Source organism: Chryseobacterium sp. CFS2, assembly GCF_036543225.1.
In the GTDB taxonomy this organism is placed as follows: domain Bacteria; phylum Bacteroidota; class Bacteroidia; order Flavobacteriales; family Weeksellaceae; genus Chryseobacterium; species Chryseobacterium culicis_A.
This window is the reverse complement of sequence record NZ_JAZHQU010000002.1, coordinates 231,874-255,682: the sequence shown is the minus strand read 5'-3', so window position 1 is coordinate 255,682 and position 23,809 is coordinate 231,874. Positions and strand designations below refer to the sequence as shown.

The window sequence follows — 23,809 nt, the reverse complement described above, 5'->3', positions numbered from 1 at the left end:
CAATTAATAAATGACAATTAAATCATTTATCAATCATCGCTTATCATTTATTTATTCAGTTGGGGTTGTTCGTCATGATGAAGGGTTACCTGAGTTCCTTCAGGATATTTTTGTTTGATAAATTCGGCGATTTTTATAGCAGAATATACCGATCTGTGCTGCCCGCCAGTACACCCGAAATTGATCTGCAGGTGTTCAAAGCCTCTTGCAAGATAGTCGTCGATATTGATGGAAACAAGAGATTTTATCAGTTCTAAAAACCTGGGCATTTCTGTTTTCGTTTCCAGATATTCCTGAACTCCAATGTCATTTCCGGTCTGGATTTTATATTCTTCAATTCTTCCGGGATTTAAAATTCCACGGCAGTCAAAAGCGAAACCTCCGCCGTTTCCTGAATTGTCTTTAGGAATTCCTCCTTTCTTGTAAGAAAAACTGTGTATCTCGATGTGTAGCATATTTTTTATTTTTAAACCATTAAGGCTTATTTAGTTATGTTGAAGTCGCTTTGTGCTTTGCTCAAATATTTTCAATCTGTCAGTCTGAGCGGAGCCGAAGACTTATTTATTTATTATTTCTTCAATTTTTTGCTTTGCCTTCTCTGATGTCAGTTGCTGAATTACTTTTTGCAGTTCTGGATAATTGTTCATCTGTTCCCATGAGTCTGCAAACTGTGTTATATTCTGAATCCCTTTTTCAAGGCTGGCTATGAAATGGGGTTTTCTTTGAATCAGTCCTCTGAACCCGTAGGCTCCTAAAACCTGTAAAAATCTCATCATCTGAATAGGCATCACTGCATTTTTTAGCTGACTTCTTGTTTCAGGATCTTCGAACTGCTGAATATAAAATTCCAGCATTTCCTGTTTGAAATCTTCAGGAAAATTAGCTTTAGCCTGAAAAAGAAAAGAGATCACATCATACATTAGCGGGCCTTTCATTGCCGACTGGTAATCGATGAAAGAGACTTGACCCTTTTCATTTACCATGATATTTCTTGCCTGGAAATCGCGGATCATAATTCCTTTAGGCTCAAGATTCTCAATGAGAACTGCAATTCTTTTGAATTCTTTCAGAAGAGCAGATTTGCTGTATTCAAGCTCCAGGAAATCGGCCACAAAGTTTTTAAAATAATAAAGATCATGAATCACGGGAAGTTCATCATAACTTTCATATTCAAAGGTTTTTGAAAAGTCAATTTTTCCCTGGGTCTGTACCTGCATTTTGAAAAGCTTTTCTAAAGTCTGCTGAACCAAGGATCTTACCGAAGAAGCTGTTTTTTCTTTTGCAATGATCTCAGAAAGCGTATGCTGTCCCAGGAATTCCTGGATGTACATTTTTCTGTCATCAGAAATAGCAAGTATGGAAGGGGTATTAAGTTTCAGGCCTGAGAATACTTCGGAATAATAAAGAAAACTTTCATTTTCCGGGATATTTTCATTGTACGTGATGATGTATTTTTCAGTACCGGCAGTGGCCAGAAAATTTACCCTCGCAGAGCCGCTTTGAGCTAATGTGACGAATTCGGAAGATTTTTTACCTAAATGGTTTTCAAAAAATCGTTTTGCGTTTTCAGAAGTCATAATATGGAAACAAATATACTAAATTAACATGAGTTGGAAATTATAGTTTAAAGAAGTGATGGATGAAAGCTGAAGAGTATGGGAGGGAAGCTTTATAATGTTGATATTATTGAATGGTTTTGCGAAAAATTTTAAGTATTATATCCTAAATCCGTTGGGTTTTACTCCTGATTTTAACTTTCTTTATTCAAATTCAGGATATTACATGCTAATTTTTATCTTTGCAGTATGCTGAAAGACTTTAAACCTGTTTTAGGTATTTTATTGCGTTTTATTATTATCTACCTGGTGTTGCTTATCGCCTATCAGTTCTACCTGAATAGCGGTAAAGATTCCGGGCTGGATTCTTTTTCAAGGATGATTGCCAATCAGGTGACTTCTCTGCAGAGCGTTATTGGTTATCCCACGGAGCTTTATGATGATGTAAAGAACGAGCAGGTTTGGTTTTATGTAAAACACAATTATGTAACGAGAATGGTGGAGGGTTGTAATGCGATCTCTGTCATCATTTTATTTGTGTCTTTTGTTTTTGCTTTTTACAAAGGGGTGAAAACTTTTGTTTTTGTGGGAGTAGGATTAGTATTGTTATATATTATAAACCTTTTGAGAATTGTAGGATTAAATATCGTCATGTCTGATCATAAGGAATACGGAAAGATGTTTCATGATTTTATTTTCCCTGCTATTATTTACGGAAGTGTGGTAGTTCTTTGGTTGATCTGGATTAAATTTTTTGCTTTAAAACATGAAAATTCTTAGTTGGTTTCTGGTGATCGCAGGAGTTTGCGGATTGATAAGTGTAAGAGTTCTTGAGAATGCGGTTTTTTATGACCCGTTTTTAGGCTACTTTCATGAAGCCAATAAAAATATCGAATTCCCAGGATTTGAATGGGGAAGGCTTATTGCCGGACATGTGTTCAGGTTTATGTTAAACCTTCTTTTTTCCTGCCTGATTATCTATGGTTTATTTAAAAATAAGGAATGGACTTTACAGGGAGCGATCATGATCCTTGTGGTATTTGTTATTACGCTGCCAATTTACCTGTATTGTATTTATGATAAGTTCGAAATAGGTTATCTTTTTTCTTTTTATATGAGAAGATTTGTGATCCAGCCTTTGATTATCCTGTTGATTGTTCCGATGTTTTATTACAGGAAACAAATGATCAGTAAAGAAACTGAAAATAGATAAGAAGGCGAAAAGTCATCGGTATTTCTTTATTTTCCCGTTATTCTGTAGTATGTTTATCCACGCTGGTGATATTTTCCGGAGTCCATTCCACTCGTTTAATGAAATCTTTCTCCCGCACAGGACAGTCTTTGATCTGGCATACCGGGCATGAAATCGGTTTGCAATCATCCATATGAAAATTGAACTCAATACTGCGTTTCATGTTTTTAGCGAGAAGGATGATTACTTTTTCCATTTCTCCATGGGCATCACGCAGATCATAATACCATGGAAGGGTAATATGGGCATCAATATGCAGGGAAGATCCGAATTGTTGAATTTTCATATTGTGTACATCAATCCATTCTATTTGTCGATTCTCTTCAAGGATTCTAATGACCTGATTTAATATTTCAGGATCCTGTTCGTCCATAATACCGCTTAATGATTTTCGGACGATTTTATAGCCTACAAATATGATATAAAGTCCAAAACTTAAGGCTACTACTGAATCGAGCCAATAGATTTTGGTGAAGTAAACAATAATTAAACTGGCAACCACTCCAAGCGTTGTAATGGTGTCAGACTGAAGGTGTTTACCGGATGAAATGAGAACCAGAGAGTTTTCTTTTTCTCCTTTTTTAATAGAAATATATCCCAGGAGATAATTAATGACTGCAGTGGCTGCAATAATCCAGATTCCGAGATCAATTTTACTCAGCGTTTTTCCTACGATAAGACTATGAATTCCCTCATAAATAATCATAACGCCGGCTATAGCAATAAGAGCACCTTCAATGCCGGAAGTAACGAATTCTACTTTTCCATGGCCGTAAGGGTGATCTTCATCTTTAGGTTTGGAAGCAAGATGGAGTGAATAAAGCCCCATGAATGCACTGATGACATTGACAATACTTTCCATAGCATCGGAAAAAACAGCGTCGGAATTGGTGAGTTTCCATGCTATAATTTTTCCGACAAAAAGGATGATTCCAAATGTAGCAATAAGCTTCTGGAATCCTATTTTCTCTTTATGGGTATTTTTCTGGGTATTCATACTGTGTTTGATAAAAAAAAGAATCTCAATTCTGAGACTCTTTTTATTTTGTTAGTTTATACTAAGTTGTTTGCTACAAGGTATTCTGCAATTTGTACAGCGTTTGTTGCTGCTCCTTTCCTCAGATTGTCTGCAACGATCCAGAGGTTGAGCGTTTTGGGCTGCGAAAGATCTCTTCTGATTCTTCCCACAAAGACCTCATCTTTTCCTTCTGAATACAGAGGCATCGGGTAGTGGTTGTTTTTTACATCATCCATTACAATGACTCCCGGAGTTTCAGCTAAGATTTTTCTTACTTCGTCCAGTTCAAATTCATTTTCGAATTCAATATTTACACTTTCAGAATGTCCTCCCTGAACCGGAACTCTTACAGCGGTTGCTGTCAGGTTGAAGGTATCATCACCTAAAATTTTCTTAGGTTCCTTCATCAGTTTGATCTCTTCTTTCGTGTAATCATCTTCTGCAAATACATCACAGTGTGGTAATGCATTTTTGAAAATCTGGTAAGGATAGACTTTTTCAGTAGCATCATCTCCATTGATTTCACCGTTTAACTGGTCTACAGCAGCTTTACCTGTTCCTGTTACAGACTGGTAAGTAGAAACAATTACTCTTTTTAAATCATATTTTTTGTTCAACGGCCCAAGAACCATTACTAATTGAATGGTAGAACAATTCGGATTTGCAATGATTTTATCTTCTTTTGTTAGCACATCAGCATTGATTTCCGGAACCACTAATTTTTTATCAGGATCCATTCTCCATGCAGAAGAATTGTCAATGACTGTTGTTCCAGCTTCTGCAAATAAAGGAGCGAATTCAAGAGAAGTAGAGCCTCCAGCAGAGAAGATGGCAATATCCGGTTTGGCAGCTATAGCGTCCTTCATGCTTACAATCGTAAATTCCTTCTGTTTATACTTCACCTTCTTGCCTACAGATCTTTCGGATGCTACCGGGATTAATTCTGTTACAGGGAAGTTTCTCTCCTCCAAAACTTTAAGCATAACTTGTCCAACCATTCCTGTTGAACCTACTACAGCTACTTTCATTGATTTAATTAAAAATTTAAGATTAAACTATTTATAAATTATAACGCATATAATTTCTTTGTCTGTTTTAAGCCCCGAAGACTCTTGTCCAAGGGAATGCAAATGCAAATAAACCTACTGCAATCAGTCCCATAATCACTACTCCTAAAGAAATAGTATCATTTGATTTTACTTTTTTGTTGACGATCGTCATCAAAACTGCCGCAATAAGCATAGAGAATGGATGTTCAACATATTGAAATCTCAATGCTGCATTTTTCATTACTTCTCCCATGTTTAAACCTTTGCTAAAAGTTGTGATCAACATAATGATTCCCAATAAAAACTGAACGTGGAAGAAAATCATCGTGAAAAGAGTTGTTTTCTTCAAAAATTTGTTCACTTTTCCACTGAAACCAAACATGGTAGCTAAAAGTGCAATGATAAATAATGTTACCAAAAGAATTTCAAGATACCCGAAACCTTTGTGGGCATTAAGTAAAATGTTGTAAAAATCCATAATCCTATTTTTTTGTACACAAAGATAACAAAAATCCCGGCTCAAAGCCGGGATTGATATTTATAAAATCTAATATTGTGATATTATTAGAAGTTGAATGATAATGTTGCTGCCCAAGTAGTTCCGAAACCGAAATAAGCACGGTTACCAGTTGCAATACCATTGTACATTCTACCAGCTTCTTCATAAGTTTTCCCTTTGTCAGGATCATTGTTTGCTGTAATTTTATCTGTTCCGAAGATACTTGTTGCAGAATCAGAAATATAAATTTTATCAAACAAGTTGTAAACGTTAGCTCCAATTGTGAAGTACTGAGCTTCGTTTTGTAATCTGATTTTGTAAGAGAAACCTACATCAAATAAGTTGAAATCAGGTAATTTCAATACTCCTCTGTCCTGAGCTGCAATATTGGTAAATGTTCCAGCGTCAATTGTAGAATAAAGTTTACCTACATATCTCCATGTTCCAAAGATGTTAAGATCTTTTACCGGTTTTACAGTAAGTCCTAATGATGCAGTCATCTGAGGGATACTGTTGTTACTTGAACCACCTACTTTTACTTTATCTAAGTATAATTCGTTTCCTGCTGATCCAGCTAAAGTAACAGGGTTGTTGTTGTCATCAAAAGAAGCTACACTAGCATTTCCTTTGTAATAGTAATCTCCCCAAGAGAACATTCCTTGAATTTCTAAGAAACGGTTTGGTTTGTAAACTCCATCAAATTCTACACCTTGGTGAATTTCAGTGATACCATTGATTTCAGAATAACCTGTAGTCGTTGTACCGTCTGCTAAATTGAAAGTCTGACCTGTTTTTCTTAACCATCTGTCTTTCCACTGTGTTCTGTATACGTTAACATTTGCAGTGAATTTTGCAGATCTGAACCCATAACCAACTTCCGCAGAAGAAATCTTCTCGTTAGTTAGATAAGGATTAATAAGCTGCTGGTTACTTGGGTAAACAGTATTAAGGAATGGTTGTTTGCTGTAATAACCTAAGTTAGCAAAAACGTTATGTTGCTCATTAATGTTATAGTTAGCACCCCCTTTAATATTATATCCGAAAATATTTTTGAATCCTGTTTTCGTGTTGATGGTTTGACCTCTTAATGTGCTTCCGTCTACTACGTAGTTATCAATTCTCTGATACCCTTGGTTAGATACGGAACCTTGTAAGAATGCAGATAATTTATCTTTGGTATATTCTACCTGTGCAAATCCACTGTACCAAATAACTTCACCATCGTTGCTGTATCCTACCTGATCTTCAGCTGGAGCTAATTTTCCTCCGAAAGGATTCCAAGAAAGTTTTTTATAGTCATAAAGTGCATTTACGATTCTAGGTGCTGTGATGTTTTTGTTAGCTGCATCTTTGTATCCTTTAGCTCCGTAAAGATCTGTAAGCACCTGATAGTGGTAACCGTAGTAGTATCTGTCGTCTGTACCGATTGAGAAGTTCCAGTTGTCGTTAATTTTGTGTTGGAAGTTAGCCAAGATACCATACCAGTTGTGTGAATTGATACTTGATCTACGAACAATAGTACTTCCTGCACCTGCTGTATCTAAATTAACAGCTGCGTTAGCTGCAAAGAGAGCATCATAGTTGATGTGTCCTGATGCATCAGTAAAGCTTGCGTCATTAATACTTTTGTTTCCTAGTCGACCTAAGTCACCAGTTCCACCACCTCTACCGTTAGACATATATGCAACTGTACTTAACTTCGACTTTTCGCTCATCGTCCAGTCCCAGTTTAACATCATTACCGGCTTAGAATAGTAGTTTGCTCTGTTTGCTAAAGCAACTTTGTTTCCATTTGCATCAGTATAATATCCAAAATCTGAGTTATATCTTCTATTAGGAGTTCCGTCATGATCTGGATTATAGTTGATATAATTTTGGATTGTTGGAGCAAAAGTTCTTTGATCGTGCCACTGAGGCGCAGAAGTGATTGAGAACTGTAAGTTATGTTTTTTATTGATCTCATAACCTAATGCAAAGAAATATGCATAAGATTCGTAATCAGTATTTTCAATATAAGTACCACCAGCTTGTCTGCTCATTAAGAATGATGCAGAAATACCATCCTTAGATTTTCCAGTATTATAGGCAAAAGATGTTTTTAAATAGTCATTGTTACCAACTCCTAATCTAATAACTCCTCCTCTTTTCATGTCTGCAGATTTGGTGATGAAGTTCATTGTACCTCCAACAGAAGCAATTGCTAATTTAGAAGAACCTAATCCTCTTTGAACCTGTAATGTACTTGTTACATCAGATAATCCAGTCCAGTTTGAGAAATAAACAGTACCACCCTCCATATCGTTTACAGGCATACCGTTTACCATTACTGCAATGTTTCTAGACTCAAATCCACGCATTACAATTTGAGAATCTCCGAAACCACCACCTCCTTTTGTAGCATATACGGAAGGTGTTGTGTTTAGTATTTCGACAAGTTCTTGGTTTCCTTGTCTTTCTAAAATCTGAGCAGCCTTAATAGTAGATACTGCTACCGGTGTCTTTCTATCTTTAGCGATATCCGTAACACCTCTTAAGATTACCTCCTCAATATCTTTGGACTTTTGCACTGTGTCCTGAACTTGTTGAGCGTAATAAACACTAGCTGTAGATAATGTAATAACCGCAGTTAGTATCGATTTGTTGATTAATTTCATAATCGTTAGTAATAATTAGATTTAATTTTCTGCAAAATTCGCAAAATAAAATTTAACTATTATTAACTCAATGTTAATTTTTAATCAGTCTTAATAATGTTAATGTGTTAAAAATCAGTATTATGGCTAAAAATTGAATTTTTGTATGAAAAAAGTCATGTTATTGAATTTTTAACAAAGGGGGTGTGTTTTTGTTAAAAATTCAACGCTATTTCACTGCTTTGAGACTCAAATCTATATTATCTGCAGAGTGTGTAAGGGCCCCTACAGAGATGAATGTTACGCCGGTTGATGCAATTTCCTTGAGCATATCCCGGGTAATTCCTCCGGAAGCTTCAGACTCACAAGCGCCGTTGATCATTTTTACAGCCTGCTTCATTGTTTTTACATCCATATTATCAAGCATGATTCTGTCCACTTTTGCATTAATTGCTTCCTGAACTTCTTCCAGGTTTCTGGTTTCGACCTCTATTTTTAACTTTTTCTTGTTCTTTTTAACATAATCCTTTGCCATTGCTACTGCATTGGTGATGCTTCCGTTGTAATCGATATGATTATCTTTCAGCATGATCATGTCATAAAGACCATATCTGTGGTTGGTTCCGCCGCCAATAGCTACCGCCCATTTTTCACACATTCTGAAGTTAGGTGTCGTTTTTCTTGTATCTAAAAGTTTAGTTTTTGTACCCACTAATCGGGAATCCCATTCATGGGTAAGGGTTGCGATACCGCTCATCCTCTGCATGCAGTTAAGAACAAATCTCTCTGTGGAAAGAATAGATCTTGCGCTTCCTGTTACGATAAGGGCTACATCCCCGAATTTACAGGGGGCTCCATCTTTAATGAAAATTTCCACTTTCAGATTTTTGTCAAAAGTCTTGAAAATGATTTCTGCCAGTTCAACCCCTGCAAGAATACAGTCCTGTTTCACCAAAAGCTTAGCACTTTGTACAAGATCCTGTGGAATAGTAGACAGGGTAGAGTGGTCTCCATCCTGAATGTCTTCCTCAAGCGCGTTTTTTATAAATGTCTTTAATGCTTTATCTGTTACGTATGCTGGTCTTTTCATTGTGTGATTCTTTTAGACTAAATCTTTATTATAAAATGCTCCTTTATTCTCTGTCATTTCCATAGATTGGGTAATGATGAGATGTGCAACGGTTGTTAGGTTTCTTAATTCTGATAATTGAGGAGAAAGAATAGAGTAGTGGTAGATTTCATCCACTGCTGCGGCAATTTCCTGATGTTTTTGCAGTGCCATATTCAGACGTCTGTTACTTCTTACAATACCTACCAGGTCACTCATCATTTCCTGAAGCTGTTTTCTCAGATAGCTGACGATGACCATTTCGTCCATGATTTTCATTCCTTCTTCATTCCATTCCGGAACGGCTTTAAGATCATCAAAGTTGAAACTGTTTTCATTCAGAAGTTCTACTGTTTTCATGGCGGCATTGTGTCCGAAAACCAAACCTTCAAGCAGTGAGTTGGAAGCAAGTCTGTTGGCCCCGTGAAGTCCTGAGTTGGTACATTCTCCTACTGCAAAAAGATTTCTGATGGAAGATTGTCCGTCTCTGTCTACTTCAATTCCTCCCATTAAGTAGTGGCAGGCAGGTACAACAGGAATCAATTGAGTGAAAGGATCAATTCCTTCGTCTTTACATTTTTTATAAATATTCGGGAAATGTTCTAAGAACTTTTCATGATTCATTTCCTTACAATCTAAACCGACAAATTCGTCTCCTGTAATTTTCATTTCGGCATCGATGGCTCTTGCTACAATATCTCTTGATGCGAGTTCCTCACGTTCATCATATTTATGCATGAACTTTTCGCCTCTTTTGGTTCTTAATTTAGCTCCGTCTCCGCGAACAGCTTCTGAAATTAAAAATAACATTCCATCCATTTTGCTATATAAAGCAGTTGGGTGAAACTGATAATACTGCATATTGGAAACCTTTCCTTTGGCACGGGCTACGAAAGCAATTCCGTCTCCGGTAGCAATAGTAGGATTGGTTGTATTCTTATAAACATGTCCGGCTCCCCCAGTGGCAGCCAGTGTTATTTTAGACGTTATTTTTTTGATTGTTTTGGATTTTTCATCCAGAATATAAGCGCCATAACAGTGGATGTCTCCTTCATTAAGTTCTTTTCCGGGAACATGGTGCTGTGTAATAATATCAATCACATAATGATGATCAAGAATTTCGATATTCGGGCTGTTATTAGCCGTTTGCAATAAAGCTCTTTCAATTTCAAAACCTGTGATATCTTTATGATGGACGATTCTGTTCTCGGTATGACCTCCTTCTCTTCCTAAAGCGAATTTACCATTCTTCATATCGAACTGTGCGCCCCATTCTACAATTTCTTTAAATCTTTTTGGAGCTTCCGTAACGACCATTTCTACGACATCGCGTTTGTTTTCCCCGTCTCCGGCTCGCATCGTGTCTTCAATATGTTTGCTGAAATTATCATTTTTAGAATCTGTAACAACAGCAAGACCGCCTTGAGCGTATTTTGTGTTGCTTTCGTCTTCATCAGATTTTGTTACAATAATGATTTTGGCATCAGGGAGCTGTTCAGAAACTTTAATGGCATAGGAAAGTCCGGAAATGCCGGAACCGATTACTAATACATCCGCTTTTATCATATGCTGGCTTTAAGTACAATCGTTTAAAATATTAAATAAATTTAAACAATTTTTCGTTTGGTTTTCTTACTTTTTTCATGTGTTGGAAATGATCTTCTTCAGAACGATAGCCTAAAGCGAGGGTAACGGTTACTTTTTCTGTTTCAGGATTGATATTCAGAATTTCTTCTATAAGATCCTGACGGAAGCCTTCCATAGGACAAGAGTCTATACTTTCAATAGCAGCGGCATACATAAGATTGGCCAATACTATATAAGACTGTTTTTCTGCCCAGTTGAAAATTTCATCGTGTGTTTTCTGGTTTATATGCTGATTAATGCTGTTTCTGAAAGGGTCCAGTTTTTCCATAGGAGTATCCCTTACTTCAGAGATATGATTAAAATACCCCCGGATATAGTTCTCTTCAATAATTTTCTTTGAAATAATGACAATAAGATGAGAACAGGTGGAAATCTGAGATGGATTATAGAAAGCCGGAATTAATTTCTGCTTCATTTCCTCACTCTCAACAATCACAATTTTATAGGGCTGAAGTCCCAGAGAACTGGCAGACAGCTTTCCTGACTCAAGAATGTTGTGAAGGGCTTCCTGAGGAATAATCTGATGGTTGAATTTTTTTACAGAATATCTTCTGCTTAAAGCTTCCAAATAATTCATAGCACAAATTTAAGAATTGAATATGAATAAAGAGTCTTTAAAATGAAATATCTCCTCCCTGTAAATGCAAAAAATCACCCCGACTGGCGGGGTGATTCTTTTGATGTGGCGGAAAGTGTAATTATTCTCTGTTTTTTACAACAATCCAGCCTGAGAATTTTATCGGAGTACTGTTTTTATTATTTTCATTCCATGAAACAGAATACCAGTAGTTTCCTGTAGGAACTTTTTTGCTTCCATTGGTTGTTCCTGCCCATTTGTAGCCGTTGGTTTTATCTGCCTGGAACATTTTATAGCCATATCTGTCGAAGATCGCTATTTCCAGATTTTGTTTGTTGGCCAATGCTGAATAGTCAACGAAATCATTGATTCCATCCTCATTAGGAGTAATGATATTGATCAGATTAGGAACGGTGATATTCACTTCAACAGGGATGCAATTGTAGCCGTCTCTTACATATACTTTAGCTTCTCCTCTGGCGATATTGGTAAACACATTGGAATCCTGCCAGTTAATATTATCCATAGAATACTGGTAAGGAAGAGTTCCACCGTTGGCATATACGGTCACCGTGCTTCCTGAAATGTCTACGGTGGTAATCACTGGATTATCGGAAGGGTATACCGTCACTTTTTGTGTTGCGATACAATCTCCGGTTTTTAGTTTTACCCAGTACGTTCCTACTCCTACATTCTTGATAGATTGTGTAGTAGCTCCCGTGCTCCATTCATAGCTTTTAAATCCGGCTCCTGCATCTAATGTTGTGGTGTTTTCAATACAAATCGTCACATCATGTAAAGTTCTTGAGAAAACAGGAGGAATTACGGTTAATGTAACTTTAGCAATAGAATAACACCCGTTTGCACCGAATACTTTAATATAAATAACTCCATTAGGTGCAATGTATGCTGCTGGAGTAGAAATTGCGTTAGTCCCGCTGATCGCATCAGTTAATGATGGATAATATTCTTTGGTAACTCCGCCCTGAGAAACTATAGCTCCTGTAAGATTAAAGGATGCCATAGAAGGGTTGGCTTCTATAAAGCAGGATTTTATTTCAACGTCATTCACAACCACAACAGGGTAAATATTCAATGTAATTTTTGCAGTACTTACGCAACCTTGAGGTGTGGTTACTTTTACATATATAGTTGCTGCTGCTGATGCATAGGCAGAAGGGTTTGTAATCTGGTTTGTTCCATTATTCAGATCAAATAAAGTAGGGTAGAATTCTTTGGTAACTCCGGCAACAGTTGTTACAGCCGCAGTATTAAGATCAAAAGTCGCTGTTCCGGCATTGTTGTTATTACATCCGGAAAGACTGGCATCTGTTGCAGCAAATGGAGTAGGATTAAGTTGAATAACCCCGTCACCATTATCACAAAGCGTAGAAGTAGGATCTTTTACAACCACCTTAATCGTAGTGTTTCCTGAATACTGGAAAGCTGAAGGATTGGCAATAGGGGTAGAACTTCCCAATACATAATAAGTGAAAATATAATTTCCAGGATTATTTACAAATTGAGAATTGTAAGAAGTAAGGTCTACCACACCGTTTCCTGTAGCAGGATTGGTACATACGAACGGAGTTAGGGTATTACTTAAAATGGGTACTTTATCTACAAATACTTTAACATCTTTAATGGAATGTCTTGCGCTGGCTCCCCCGGTTGCTGCGGAAAAACCAAAATATCCCTGTGACATTCCTACTGCCCCTCCGGAAGGAGCAAAAGACTGATCCACGATAAGAACACCGTTTATTCTTACTTTGATGATCCAGTTTGTTGGGTTGGTAAGGTCTGTTTCTCCGTTTACTTCAACGTGTCTGTAAGTGTCCCCTACAAATGGCTGCGTAGCAATAAGGTCAGGAGAGTGGAAGGTACTTCCAGGAGTTGTATTGTATTCAATATTGTTTCCTGCTGTATTGTTGGTTCCGTAAAGAATGTGAACTTTACTCATCTGGCCTTCAGTGGTATTGTTGAAGATATCAAAACCAACCATCAATCCTGAAGCATTGGCAGGAATACCCAGTCCACCTCCTGATACAAATCCTGTTGGTGGATTAGCAAGATACCAGAAGGTAAAACCATCTCCTTTTCCAAACTGCGTGGTTCCGTTTCCGTCAATTCTGAAATCGAATTCTACTTTCCATTTATCACAATAGCTTAACGTAATTGGGGTTGATAATTTTACAGCTCCGTATCTGCTGGTCTGATCGGTTGTAAGCCGTACAAAGTCTCCGCTTACTATGGCATCAGAGACAAGATCCCAGCCTGTTGTATTTACTGGGTTTCCGGTAAGCTGATAGGTTTGTGAAAATAATCTTCCCGGCAAGCATAATAAGATAGTCAGTGCAAAAATGAGTATATCTTTTTTCATAGTGGATGGATTGTGATGTTATACTTAATCTTAGATATAAAATTGTTTTTTTTGAATGTTTGTATAGATCATAAAAAGCAATATCCGGTCTCAGATTCTGATGAGGCAGATCCTGCTCTTAATACCGAAACTACCCCAAATGAGGTAGTTTCTGATAGTAAAATTTATTCTCTGTTTTTAACCAATACCCAGCCTGAGTATTTAGTTTCAGTATTGTCTTTGTTGTTTTCGTTCCATGAAATGGTGTACCAATACGTTCCTGTAAGAACTTTTTTACCGGAAGCTGTTCCGTCCCAGGTAAAGTTTCTCATTTTTCCGGCTTCGTATAATTTGTTGCCATATCTGTCGTAGACGATGAATATCAGATTTTTCTTGTAAGCGAGTGCTGAATAGTCAATGAAATCATTTACATTATCACCGTTTGGAGTGATTGCATTAACAAGGTTAGGTACTGTAATCTGAACTTCAACAGGTGTACAGTTGTAAAAATCCTTTACATAAACTCTTACTTCTCCTCTTGCTAAGCCTGTAAATATATTGCTGGGCTGCCAATTGACTCCATCAAGCGAATATTGGTATGGAGGAGTTCCCCCTGCTACATTTACTGTTATCGTGTTGTTGTCAATATCAATGCTGGAGATTACAGGATTTGCAGATGCTTTTACGTTGACAATCTGCGTAGTGATACAGTTGCCTGTTTTAAGTCTTACCCAATAAGTGCCTACTCCTACATCTTTAATGGAAGAGGTTGTTGCTCCGGTGCTCCATTCATAACCATCGAATCCGGGACCTGCATCCAGATCTGTTTTTTCACCAATACAAATGGTTTTGTCTTTCAGAACAGAAGATGGTACAGGTGGCAATACAATAAGGTTAATTTTAGCGATATTAAAACATCCGTTGGTATCAGTTACTTTTGCGTATACGACAGTGTTTGTAGATAAATACTGAAGAGGATTCATAATCTCATTGATTCCGTCTAAAGCATTGGCTATTGAGGTGTAATATTTCTTTGCGGCACCAGCTCCTAAAGTAGTAACATCTGCCGTTGTTAAATTAAAGATGGCACTCGTGATATTATTTTCAATGAAACATGATCTTAAGGTCGCTTCTTTCACTGGAGTATCAGGATAAAATGTAAGTGTAATTTTTGCTGAACCCGTACATCCCTGAGGTGTTGTTACTTTTACGTAAACGACACCGGGAGCCGATAAATAATTATCAGGATTTTGAATCTCATTAACATCAGCATTGAGGTCAGCTAAAGTTTTATAATATTTTTTTGTAACCCCGGGAACATTTGTGACGGCTGCAGTATTCAGATTGAAGGCGGCTGTTCCTATCTTGTTATTATTACAAACGGTAATTGTTTTGTCTTCTGCTTTGAAAGGGGCGAGAACCAATAAAATTTTACCATCCGGGTTATCACAGAGCAATCCTGCATTATCTTTAATAACCACCGTCACCGTTGTGTTGGCATTGAACTGATAACTGGTAGGGTTGGCAATAGGTGTTGAGCTTCCCAGCGGATAATAGGTAAAGGTGTAATTTGATGTATTATTGACAAATTGTGAATTGAAAGATGTCAGGTTTACAGACCCAAATCCCGTTGTGGGATTAGGACAAAACGATTGTGTTGCTGAATTCTGTAAAATAGGAACTTTATCCGTGTAAATTTTTACATTTTTAATAGAATGTCTTGATCTTGCCCCTCCTGTAGAGGCGGAAAAACCAAAATATCCTACCGTCATTGCGGCAGCGGTGCCTGAAGGAGCAAAAGGCTGATTGCAAATTACATTTCCATCTATTGTGATCTTGATAATCCAGCCGGTAGGAGAAGCGGGATCTACCTGCGCTGTTACTTCAACATGTTTAAAAGTTGTTCCCTGAAAAGGCTGTGTAGTATTTAGATCCGGTGAGTGAAAGGAACTTCCGGGAACATTGAAGAATTCTACGTTATTGTTGTCGGTTGTGTTTTGAACCTGTCCATAAGCAACATGAACCTTACTCATGGTAGCAGTAGTGGTATTGTTGTAAGTGTCAAGTCCTACGATAAGCCCTACAGCATTTTGAGATACTCCAAGACCAGAACCTAATACACTGGCAACGGGTGGGTTGGCAAGATACCAGAAGGCAATTCCGTCGCCGTTAGAAGTTTGGTTGGAGTCCATTCTGAAATCAAATTCCACTCTCCATTTGTCGCAATATTTTAAATTAATAGGGTCATTCAGCCTGATGGAGCCGGACTGGTTGTTGGTATCCGGAGTAAGCTGAATAAAATCTGTGTTTACCTGAGTAGGTGAAACCATCGTCCATCCGGTAGTGTTCACCGGGTTTCCAACAAGCTGATAAGTCTGGGCAAAGGACTTCCCGGCTATACAGAGTAAAAAAACAGATAAATACAATAATAGATTTTTATTCATGTAAATGGGACTTTTATTAAGGTGTAAAGATATTAAATCCCAAGTAAACAATATGTATTTAATGTTAATTTTGTTAAAAAATTTAATTATTTTTTAATAAATCTTGTTTCTTCTGTTGAAATGGTAAATATTGAGCAGTGCCTTTAGATTTGTTTTAATTAAGATTAAAATAGAGAATTACTATCAAGATTCTCGAAATAAGTATCAATTTCGAGATCCGAAGAATTGGCTGCTGCCACAGCTAATTTGTCGCAAAGCTCATTCTCAAAGTGTCCTGCATGCCCTTTTATCCAATGCATTTTTGGGGTATGCTTATTGTATAGCTCAACGAATTTTTTCCAGAGGTCAGGATTCTTTACATTTTTCCAGCCTCTTTTGATCCATCCGGCAATCCAGTTTTGGTTGATGGCATCAGATACGTACTTGCTGTCAGTGTAGACATGGATTTCATTTTCTGTTGATTTCAGTTTTTCCAATGCCGTGATAACAGCCAGAAGTTCCATTCTGTTGTTCGTGGTTTTTCGAAAACCTTTTGAAAATGTTTTCTGGTAATTTTTTTCAGGAACGCGCATGAGAATTCCATATCCGCCCTTTCCCGGATTTCCGCTGCAAGCCCCGTCGGTATAAATTTCGATTCTCAAATCTGTTTTTTAAAAATTGATGTATTGACCGTAAAATTAAAATGAATTGATCTAAACTTTAGTCTTCCTTAAAACGGGAAGTCATCATCATCATCAAAGTCATTCATTGATGAACCGGAAAGTTTTGAGCTGTCCGGAAGGTCAAATGCTGCCCCTGGCTGAATGGTTGTTTTGATCTTGTCAAAGCCGCTTGGCTCTCCGAAGTTGGAAGGATATCCTCCTCCGGCTCCGTCCATTGCTGCTTCGATATCACCAAATTTTGCAAAATGTTTTAAGAAAGATAGTCGGACATCTGCCGTAGCACCATTCCTGTGCTTTGCAATAATCAGCTCGGCCTGGTTTTCAGTAGAAGTTTCCTGTCCTTCCTCATCATTATCCCAAACAGTAATTTTATAATATTCCGGTCTGAAGATGAAAGATACGATATCCGCATCCTGCTCAATCGCTCCGGATTCCCTCAGGTCTGAAAGCTGAGGTCTTTTTCCTGGACGGGCTTCCACACTTCTCGAAAGCTGGGAAAGAGCAATCACCGGAACATTAAGTTCTTTTGCAATCGCTTTTAATGAACGTGAAATCATGGAGATCTCCTGTTCACGGTTTCCAACTCCTTTTCCGCCGCTGCTTCCTGCTGTCATCAGCTGAAGGTAGTCGACCATGATAATTCTTACACCATGCTGCATGACAAGTCTTCGGCATTTTGCACGGAAGTCAAATATGGAAAGGGAAGGAGTTTCGTCAATATATAAAGGAGCATTTTCCAACTCAGATACATTAGAGAATAGTCTCTGCCATTCTTCATCATCCAAAGTTCCTTTTCTTAATTTTTCTGAAGAGATTCTTGTTTCAGAAGCGATCATTCTGGTGATCAGCTGTACAGATGCCATCTCGAGAGAGAAAAGAGCCATAGGAACTTTGTGCCCTACTGCAATATTTCTTGCCATGGAAAGAAGGAATGCCGTTTTCCCCATCGCGGGACGTGCAGCAATAATGATAAGGTCAGAGTTTTGCCATCCACCGGTTTCTTTATCTACATCCCGGAATCCTGAAGGGACCCCTGAAAGTCCTTCCTTATCTTTTAAAGATTTAATCGTATCAATAGCCTGTTTTACCAATGAGTTGGCTGTATCGAATCCTTTTTTAATCGTTCCGTTGGTAATCTCAAAGAAAGACTGTTCCGCTTTATCCAAAAGTTCAAAAACGTCGGTTGACTCTTTGTATGAAGAATCAATAACGTTGGCAGAAACATTGATAAGGCTTCTTAAAATATATTTTTCAAGAATAACACGTACGTGATATTCAATATGGGCAGATGAACTTACTCCCATAGTAAGATCAATGATGTAATGGTCACCACCTGCCTGGCTTAGTTTGTCTTCTTTTTTTAATTCCTGAATAATGGTCATTAAGTCTACCGGATGGTTGCCTTCATAAAGCTTTAAGATGGTAGAAAAGATGACCTGATGTCTCGGATCATAAAATACTTCTGAGGTAAGAAGGTCAATGGAATGGTCAAGCCCTTTCTTATCAATCAAAAAAGTTCCGATAACAAGTCTTTCGAAATCCACTGCATTGGGAGGCATTTTTCCATCCGCAATAGACAATTCTTTTGCAAAGTTTCCGTGTGTCAGGGATGATAATGTTTCTTTCTGCGCCATGGTGCAAAGATAGTTTATTTAAAAAATAATAAAAAAATAGTATTCAACAAATTATTAGCAGTCTTTCGGAAAATGCTGTAAACAGGAGGTTGATCTTGTTGATAAAAAAAATCACCTCAGACTGAGGTGATTTTTCAAAAAGATGAAGTATAGCTTATTCTTTATTTTTTACCAATACCCATCCTGAATATTTGGTTTCGGTATTGTCTTTATTGTTTTCGTTCCATGAGATCGTGTACCAGTAGGTTCCGGTAAGAATTTTCTTACCAAAGGCTGTTCCGTCCCAAGAGAAGTTATTCATTCTATTGGCTTCATGAAGTTTGTTTCCATATCTGTCATATACAATGAAGACCAGGTTTTTCTTGTAAGCTAATGCTGAATAGTCAATAACATCATTTACGTTATCTCCGTTCGGAGTAATAGCGTTGATAAGGTTAGGAACCGTCACAGTTACCTGAATAGGAGTACAGTTGTAAGTATCTTTTACATAGATTGTGTTCTCTCCTCTAGGAAGTCCTGTGAATATATTGGAATCCTGCCAGTTAACACCATCTACAGAATATTTGTAAGGAGGAACTCCACCTGAAGCTGTTACAGTGATATTATTGTTGCTGATTTCTATTCCTGAGATCACAGGCTGAAGACTTGCGTGTACACGTACTTCCTGAAGGGTGAAACATTTTCCGGTCTGAAGTTTTACCCAATAAACACCCACCCCTACGTTGTTGATAGCTTGTGTAGTTTCACCTGTGCTCCATTCGTAGCTTACAAATCCAGGTCCCGCATCCAAAGTGGTTTTGGCTTCCGCGCAAATCGTTTTATCCTTTAATACAGCTGATTTTACCGGAGGTAATACAATCAGTTCTATCTTGGCAATCGAATAACACAGCTTGTCATTATCTACTCTTGCATATACCGTTTTGCTTTCTGAAAGATAGTTTAATGCCATTACAATAGGGTTTGTCTGTGCTTGGGCATCAGCTATAGAAGTATAATATTTAATAATAGTTCCGGCCGGTGTTGGAACAGCTACTCCGATATCTGCTTTAGAAAGGTCAAATGTTGAGCGGGTAACATCGTTATCAATATAACAGTTTTGTAGTACAGCGTCTTTCAATACAACCGTAGGGTAGAATAATAATCTGATCGTTGTGGTTGCAATACATCCGAAAGTAGAAACTACTTTTACGTATATCGTTGTTTCAGGAGAAGTATAGTTGGCAGGATCTGTAATTTCATTAATCTCTGCATTCATATCAGCAATGGTAGCATAATACTTAATGGTTGCACCACTACCTCCAAATACATTGGCTGTTGTTAAATTATATTTTGCAGTACCGGCTCCATAGTTGTTACATGAGTATAAAGTGGCCGCATTGGCTGAAATACCCACGTTGACAAATTTAAATTTCCCTGTTATGAAACATCCGTTAATAGGGTTGGTCGGATTGTTTGGATCTTGGTATACAACTCGGTAATAGTATGTTGTAACGCCATCAACAGTTGCTACTGTAAGAGGGTTTTGTCCTGTAAGGGCATCGTTGGTTGTTTTATGATAAGTAACCTTGAAGTTAGGGCTGTTACCATTGATGATAGCTGCAGAAAGTGTTGTAAAATCAAACTGCGTAGGTAATGCACAAACCATGACCTGGTTCGGGTCGGTAGGAGTAGCTCCAGGAATTCCCGGCGCAATAAATGGGTTAGGGGAAAGAACCGGATCGTTAAATGCAGAACTTAAACTTGCCGTACCAGACCATTCTAAAGAGAAACCATTAACGGATCTACTGAAGTTGTCAATAACCAAATAATATGTTTGACCTGCCAGCACATCCATGTAAGGACTCCATTTCCCATTGTTCATACTGGATGTAACGCCAGGAGGGTTAGTAGGGAATACTGCAGGTGGAGCAAGAGTAAGATCCAGACCTGTGTCTCCCGGAGTACCGCTATAGTTACATCTTATAGGCTGTATGAAGACATGATCTGCATTCTGTAAAGAAGCACAACCGTTTGCTGTTGGCCCATAGACTGCAAAGTCATAATCATCACCTTGATCGTTAGGTTTTATTTTAAATGCCAGTGTTCCTGGTGAGGATACCGTGAAGGTATACCAAACGGTATATCTTTCATTGGTACCAAGACATCCTCCGTTTTGGTTAAGAATCTCTATGATATTTCCAGGTCCTGAAGGAGTGTAAGAAATGTCAGAGTTACCACAGATGGGAATTGCTGTGACACAGTCTGACTGTGAAAAGGCCATTTGCGTTATCAATAAAATAAAAAGAAGTAATATTTTTTTCATTGTTAAAACTATTTTTGTTAAACAAACTTGAAATCAATAAATTTTATCATTATTTGTAAAAGAAAAAGCCGCCAAAGCGGCTTTTTATATTGTTAAGAATTACTCTCTGTTTTTTACAACAATCCAACCTGAAAACTTGAAAGGAGTGTTCTTTTTGTCATTCTCATTCCATGTTACAGAATACCAGTAGGTACCGGTTGGGATTTTCTTGCCGGCAATTGTACCATCCCATTTGTAACCATTGGATTTGTCTCCCTGGTGGATTTTTGTTCCATATCTGTCAAAGATACTTAAAACCAGGCTTTGTTTATCTGCCATAGCAGAATAATCTACAACATCATTTACACCATCTCCGTTTGGAGTGATCATATTGATAAGGTTAGGAACTACTACGGTAACTTCAATAGGCTCGCAGTCATAAGCATCTTTTACATATACTTTATAAGTTCCTCTTGCTACATTGGAGAATGTATTAGAGGCTTGCCATAAAATTTTATCCATAGAGTACTGGTAATCCGGTGTTCCTCCTATCACATTGATTGTTAGTGTAGTGTTGGAGATGTCAACGTTGGTTACTACCGGTTGTTCAGAAGGATATACAGTTACCTTTTGAGTAGCAACACATTCTCCCGTTTTTAATTTTACCCAGTAAACACCCACTCCTACATCTTTGATAGACTGAGTTGTCGCTCCTGTGCTCCATTCGTAGCTTTTAAATCCAGGTCCGGCATCTAACGTTGTCGTATCTTCTACACAAATGATTTTGTCTTTCAGAACACTAGAGGTTACCGGAGCAATTACAGTTAAACCGATTTTTACCACTACAAAACATCCTCTGGTATCAGATACTCTTACGTAAACCAAACCACTTGGTGCAGTATAATTAGCATTTAAAATCTGGTTGGTTCCATCTACTGCATCTGTCAGTGAAGGGAAATATTTTTTAGTGATACCTGCTTGTGGTGTAATTACAGCAGCGTTATCAAGGTTGAATAAAGCTGTGGAAGGATTGGCTTCAAGAAAACATGATCTTAATTCTGCATCTTTTGCGATAATTGCCGGGTAGAACTTAAGGGTAATTTCTGCAATATCAGTACATCCGAATACAGAAGTTACTTTTACATATATTTTACCTTCTGCAGAAACAAACTGATAAATGTTTGTAATCTCATTGATTGAGTTATTCAGATCATATAAAGTATAATAATATTTTTTGGTTGCCGTAGGATCAGCAAAAACAGCTGCCGTAGTAAGGTCATACATTGCCGTACCTGCATTGTTGTTGTTACAGCTTGTTAATGTAACGTCTGTAGCTGTTATGGTGCCATCTTTAAATTTAAATTTACCAGTCTGTCTACATTTGTTAATAGGGCTGTTCGGATTCGTAGGGTCAGTATAGTTGATACTGTAGAAATACACTCCAACAGGAGTAACTGTTTGAGGTCCAACAAGAGGGTTGTTACCTGTTAGGGCATCATTTTGACTGGTATGATAGCTAATGCTGAAGTTAGGGTTACCGTTCAGGATTCCTGCTGATAATGATGCGAAATCAAAAGTCGCCGGGTTTGAACATATCACCACTTCTCTTGGATCATTAGGATTAGCCCCCGGAACTCCCGGTGGGATGAATGGATGAGGTTGTATATTCGGATCTGTGAATGGAGAAGACAGAGTAGCTGTTCCGCCCCATGATAATTTAAATCCGTTAGCTGTTTCTCTGTGGTTATTTACAATCAGATAGTAAGTCTGGCCAGGCAATACATCAAGGTACTTCACCCATTTGTCTCCTGTTGCATCCTCGCTAAGGTCTGTTGAGGTCATGTTAAGACCTGTGTTTCCGCTTTGTCCTGAATAAGAACAACGGATTGGAGTTCCAAGATTGCCACAAGATTTGTTAGGTCCATATACTCCAAAGTCATAATCATCTCCCTGGTCATTAGGGATAATTTCAAAGGTAAGGGTTCCTGCCGTAGCTATGGTAAAAGAATACCATACAGAGTACTTTTCATCAGAAGTTAAACATCCGCCCAAATCTTCTGCAATGTCCCCGTGTCCGCCTGGTGTATATGAAATATCCGAGTTGCCACAGACTGCCATTGCAGTATTACAGTCTGATTGGGCAAATAAAATATGTGAAAATATGAGTAAGAAAACAAGTAATGTTTTTTTCATAAGAGTAGATTTTAAAAAGAAATATTAAAAGTTTTTTTTACTAAAAAAATGCTGTCTTTTACCTGATACAAAATAGTGATACGCTGATCATTAAATGAATTTTAAAGCTTTTATATCAAAAAAAACTGATCATCCGATGTATTCAGAAGATCATGCATTTTCTTACGGTTAATTTGTTCCTATCAACTGTTTTCCCCAGTTAGGTGAACTGGATGAGGGGTTTGATGTTTCAAATTCTTGGGCTGCTTTTTGATATAACTTTATTGCTTCTACCTTGTTTCCTTGTTTTTCAGCCATTTCAGCCTTTAAGAAGGAAAGTCTTGGGTTATTCTTTAAAGTTGTTTCGGCTTTATTCATGAAGCTTGTAACAGTCTTTAGTTCCTTTTGAGGATCTGCAGTTGTTTTTATTCTGATTTTCTGAAAATGAATAAGAGCAAGAAGAAGGTTTACTTCTCCGTTATTCTTTTCCGAAGCAAGTGCCTGCATTGCCAGCTTTCTTGCAGACTCATTAGGATCTCCAAGAGGGCTGTTCGGGCTGTTCTTTAACAGGAAATTTGTTTTAAGATATAATGCTGCTGCTGCATAGTAATTAGCCTGCCATTTTTCTGAAGTTTTAGCCTCTGAAAACTTAGAGAAAAGCATATCATAGTCGTTTTCTGTTTTAGCAGTATCGAACTGCAGAACAGTTTGTTGTAAGGTTTGATCTGAAAAAAATTGAGCATTCATCAGAGAACCTGCCATGAGAAAGCTCAAAAATAGTAAAAGTTTAGTCATAGGGGATATTTTATGAAGCAAATATAAAAAATTATTAACGTTAAATTAAAGATTTTGAGATATATTTAATGAAAGTAATATATTGGTTTTTAATATGGTATTTTATTCTTTCGGTTGAATTAT

Annotated in this window: 18 protein-coding genes; 2 read left to right on the top strand and 16 right to left on the bottom strand. The window is 37.6% G+C overall.

The genetic code is table 11. The features are described from left to right. Window positions 1-47: 47 nt before the first annotated feature. A complete protein-coding gene (locus tag ODR02_RS04575; RefSeq protein ID WP_309511724.1) occupies window positions 48-455 on the bottom strand; it encodes a RapZ C-terminal domain-containing protein in 408 nt (135 codons plus the stop codon). 102 nt (window positions 456-557) lie between these two features. Continuing rightward, window positions 558-1,577, bottom strand: a complete 1,020-nt coding sequence (locus ODR02_RS04570; RefSeq protein WP_309511723.1) for an aminoglycoside phosphotransferase family protein — start codon at window positions 1,575-1,577, stop codon at window positions 558-560. Between the two features lie 228 nt (window positions 1,578-1,805). On the opposite strand from ODR02_RS04570, the gene xrtF reads away from it, so the two are divergent. After that, window positions 1,806-2,336, top strand: coding sequence for an exosortase family protein XrtF (gene xrtF, locus ODR02_RS04565; protein WP_309511722.1), 531 nt, complete (start codon window positions 1,806-1,808; stop codon window positions 2,334-2,336). After that, window positions 2,323-2,769: an exosortase F system-associated membrane protein gene (locus ODR02_RS04560; RefSeq protein ID WP_309511721.1), complete on the top strand. Its 447-nt coding sequence runs from the start codon at window positions 2,323-2,325 to the stop codon at window positions 2,767-2,769. The genes xrtF and ODR02_RS04560 overlap by 14 nt, the downstream gene beginning before the upstream one ends. A gap of 37 nt (window positions 2,770-2,806) precedes the next feature. On the opposite strand, the gene ODR02_RS04555 is transcribed toward ODR02_RS04560, so the two are convergent. From ODR02_RS04555 to ODR02_RS04490, 14 genes are all read right to left on the bottom strand, one after another. Continuing rightward, the gene (locus tag ODR02_RS04555) at window positions 2,807-3,805 is read right to left on the bottom strand and encodes a cation diffusion facilitator family transporter (protein WP_309511720.1); all 999 of its coding nucleotides are present in this window, start codon (window positions 3,803-3,805) and stop codon (window positions 2,807-2,809) included. A gap of 56 nt (window positions 3,806-3,861) precedes the next feature. Further along, window positions 3,862-4,854 carry an aspartate-semialdehyde dehydrogenase gene (locus ODR02_RS04550; RefSeq protein ID WP_209786276.1) on the bottom strand — a complete coding sequence of 331 codons (993 nt, stop codon included), beginning with the start codon at window positions 4,852-4,854 and terminating at the stop codon, window positions 3,862-3,864. A gap of 67 nt (window positions 4,855-4,921) precedes the next feature. After that, window positions 4,922-5,353, bottom strand: coding sequence for a hypothetical protein (locus ODR02_RS04545; protein ID WP_089692819.1), 432 nt, complete (start codon window positions 5,351-5,353; stop codon window positions 4,922-4,924). Window positions 5,354-5,439: 86 nt separating this feature from the next. Beyond that, window positions 5,440-8,028: a TonB-dependent receptor gene (locus ODR02_RS04540; RefSeq protein ID WP_309511719.1), complete on the bottom strand. Its 2,589-nt coding sequence runs from the start codon at window positions 8,026-8,028 to the stop codon at window positions 5,440-5,442. A 208-nt stretch (window positions 8,029-8,236) separates the two neighbouring features. Continuing rightward, the gene (gene nadC / locus ODR02_RS04535; protein WP_309511718.1) at window positions 8,237-9,097 is read right to left on the bottom strand and encodes a carboxylating nicotinate-nucleotide diphosphorylase; all 861 of its coding nucleotides are present in this window, start codon (window positions 9,095-9,097) and stop codon (window positions 8,237-8,239) included. A gap of 12 nt (window positions 9,098-9,109) precedes the next feature. Beyond that, window positions 9,110-10,681: an L-aspartate oxidase gene (gene nadB, locus ODR02_RS04530; RefSeq protein WP_209786273.1), complete on the bottom strand. Its 1,572-nt coding sequence runs from the start codon at window positions 10,679-10,681 to the stop codon at window positions 9,110-9,112. Window positions 10,682-10,712: 31 nt separating this feature from the next. Further along, the gene (locus tag ODR02_RS04525) at window positions 10,713-11,339 is read right to left on the bottom strand and encodes an NAD(P)H-dependent oxidoreductase (protein WP_105683209.1); all 627 of its coding nucleotides are present in this window, start codon (window positions 11,337-11,339) and stop codon (window positions 10,713-10,715) included. Between the two features lie 121 nt (window positions 11,340-11,460). Continuing rightward, entirely contained in the window at window positions 11,461-13,719 is a 2,259-nt protein-coding gene (locus ODR02_RS04520; protein WP_209786272.1) for a T9SS type B sorting domain-containing protein, read from the bottom strand. A gap of 164 nt (window positions 13,720-13,883) precedes the next feature. After that, window positions 13,884-16,142 (bottom strand): T9SS type B sorting domain-containing protein, encoded by a 2,259-nt coding sequence (locus ODR02_RS04515; RefSeq protein WP_309511717.1) that lies wholly within the window; start codon window positions 16,140-16,142, stop codon window positions 13,884-13,886. 164 nt (window positions 16,143-16,306) lie between these two features. Further along, a complete protein-coding gene (gene rnhA / locus ODR02_RS04510) occupies window positions 16,307-16,783 on the bottom strand; it encodes a ribonuclease HI (protein ID WP_209786270.1) in 477 nt (158 codons plus the stop codon). Between the two features lie 68 nt (window positions 16,784-16,851). Continuing rightward, window positions 16,852-18,438 carry a replicative DNA helicase gene (dnaB, locus tag ODR02_RS04505; protein WP_184558556.1) on the bottom strand — a complete coding sequence of 529 codons (1,587 nt, stop codon included), beginning with the start codon at window positions 18,436-18,438 and terminating at the stop codon, window positions 16,852-16,854. Window positions 18,439-18,592: 154 nt separating this feature from the next. Beyond that, a complete protein-coding gene (locus ODR02_RS04500; protein WP_209786269.1) occupies window positions 18,593-20,740 on the bottom strand; it encodes a T9SS type B sorting domain-containing protein in 2,148 nt (715 codons plus the stop codon). Window positions 20,741-20,839: 99 nt separating this feature from the next. Next, complete coding sequence (locus ODR02_RS04495; protein ID WP_209786268.1) at window positions 20,840-22,912, bottom strand: T9SS type B sorting domain-containing protein; 2,073 nt, start codon at window positions 22,910-22,912, stop codon at window positions 20,840-20,842. Between the two features lie 168 nt (window positions 22,913-23,080). Beyond that, on the bottom strand, window positions 23,081-23,686 hold the full coding sequence (locus ODR02_RS04490) for a tetratricopeptide repeat protein (protein ID WP_209786267.1): 606 nt from the start codon (window positions 23,684-23,686) through the stop codon (window positions 23,081-23,083). Window positions 23,687-23,809 lie beyond the last annotated feature (123 nt).

Bases quoted from the DNA above. Each gene is read 5' to 3' on its own strand.
- ODR02_RS04575 (WP_309511724.1), bottom strand. From the start codon at position 455: ATGCTACACATCGAGATACACAGTTTTTCTTACAAGAAAGGAGGAATT.
- ODR02_RS04570 (WP_309511723.1), bottom strand. From the start codon at position 1,577: ATGACTTCTGAAAACGCAAAACGATTTTTTGAAAACCATTTAGGTAAA.
- xrtF (WP_309511722.1), top strand. From the start codon at position 1,806: ATGCTGAAAGACTTTAAACCTGTTTTAGGTATTTTATTGCGTTTTATT.
- ODR02_RS04560 (WP_309511721.1), top strand. From the start codon at position 2,323: ATGAAAATTCTTAGTTGGTTTCTGGTGATCGCAGGAGTTTGCGGATTG.
- ODR02_RS04555 (WP_309511720.1), bottom strand. From the start codon at position 3,805: ATGAATACCCAGAAAAATACCCATAAAGAGAAAATAGGATTCCAGAAG.
- ODR02_RS04550 (WP_209786276.1), bottom strand. From the start codon at position 4,854: ATGAAAGTAGCTGTAGTAGGTTCAACAGGAATGGTTGGACAAGTTATG.
- ODR02_RS04545 (WP_089692819.1), bottom strand. From the start codon at position 5,353: ATGGATTTTTACAACATTTTACTTAATGCCCACAAAGGTTTCGGGTAT.
- ODR02_RS04540 (WP_309511719.1), bottom strand. From the start codon at position 8,028: ATGAAATTAATCAACAAATCGATACTAACTGCGGTTATTACATTATCT.
- nadC (WP_309511718.1), bottom strand. From the start codon at position 9,097: ATGAAAAGACCAGCATACGTAACAGATAAAGCATTAAAGACATTTATA.
- nadB (WP_209786273.1), bottom strand. From the start codon at position 10,681: ATGATAAAAGCGGATGTATTAGTAATCGGTTCCGGCATTTCCGGACTT.
- ODR02_RS04525 (WP_105683209.1), bottom strand. From the start codon at position 11,339: ATGAATTATTTGGAAGCTTTAAGCAGAAGATATTCTGTAAAAAAATTC.
- ODR02_RS04520 (WP_209786272.1), bottom strand. From the start codon at position 13,719: ATGAAAAAAGATATACTCATTTTTGCACTGACTATCTTATTATGCTTG.
- ODR02_RS04515 (WP_309511717.1), bottom strand. From the start codon at position 16,142: ATGAATAAAAATCTATTATTGTATTTATCTGTTTTTTTACTCTGTATA.
- dnaB (WP_184558556.1), bottom strand. From the start codon at position 18,438: ATGGCGCAGAAAGAAACATTATCATCCCTGACACACGGAAACTTTGCA.
- ODR02_RS04500 (WP_209786269.1), bottom strand. From the start codon at position 20,740: ATGAAAAAAATATTACTTCTTTTTATTTTATTGATAACGCAAATGGCC.
- ODR02_RS04495 (WP_209786268.1), bottom strand. From the start codon at position 22,912: ATGAAAAAAACATTACTTGTTTTCTTACTCATATTTTCACATATTTTA.
- ODR02_RS04490 (WP_209786267.1), bottom strand. From the start codon at position 23,686: ATGACTAAACTTTTACTATTTTTGAGCTTTCTCATGGCAGGTTCTCTG.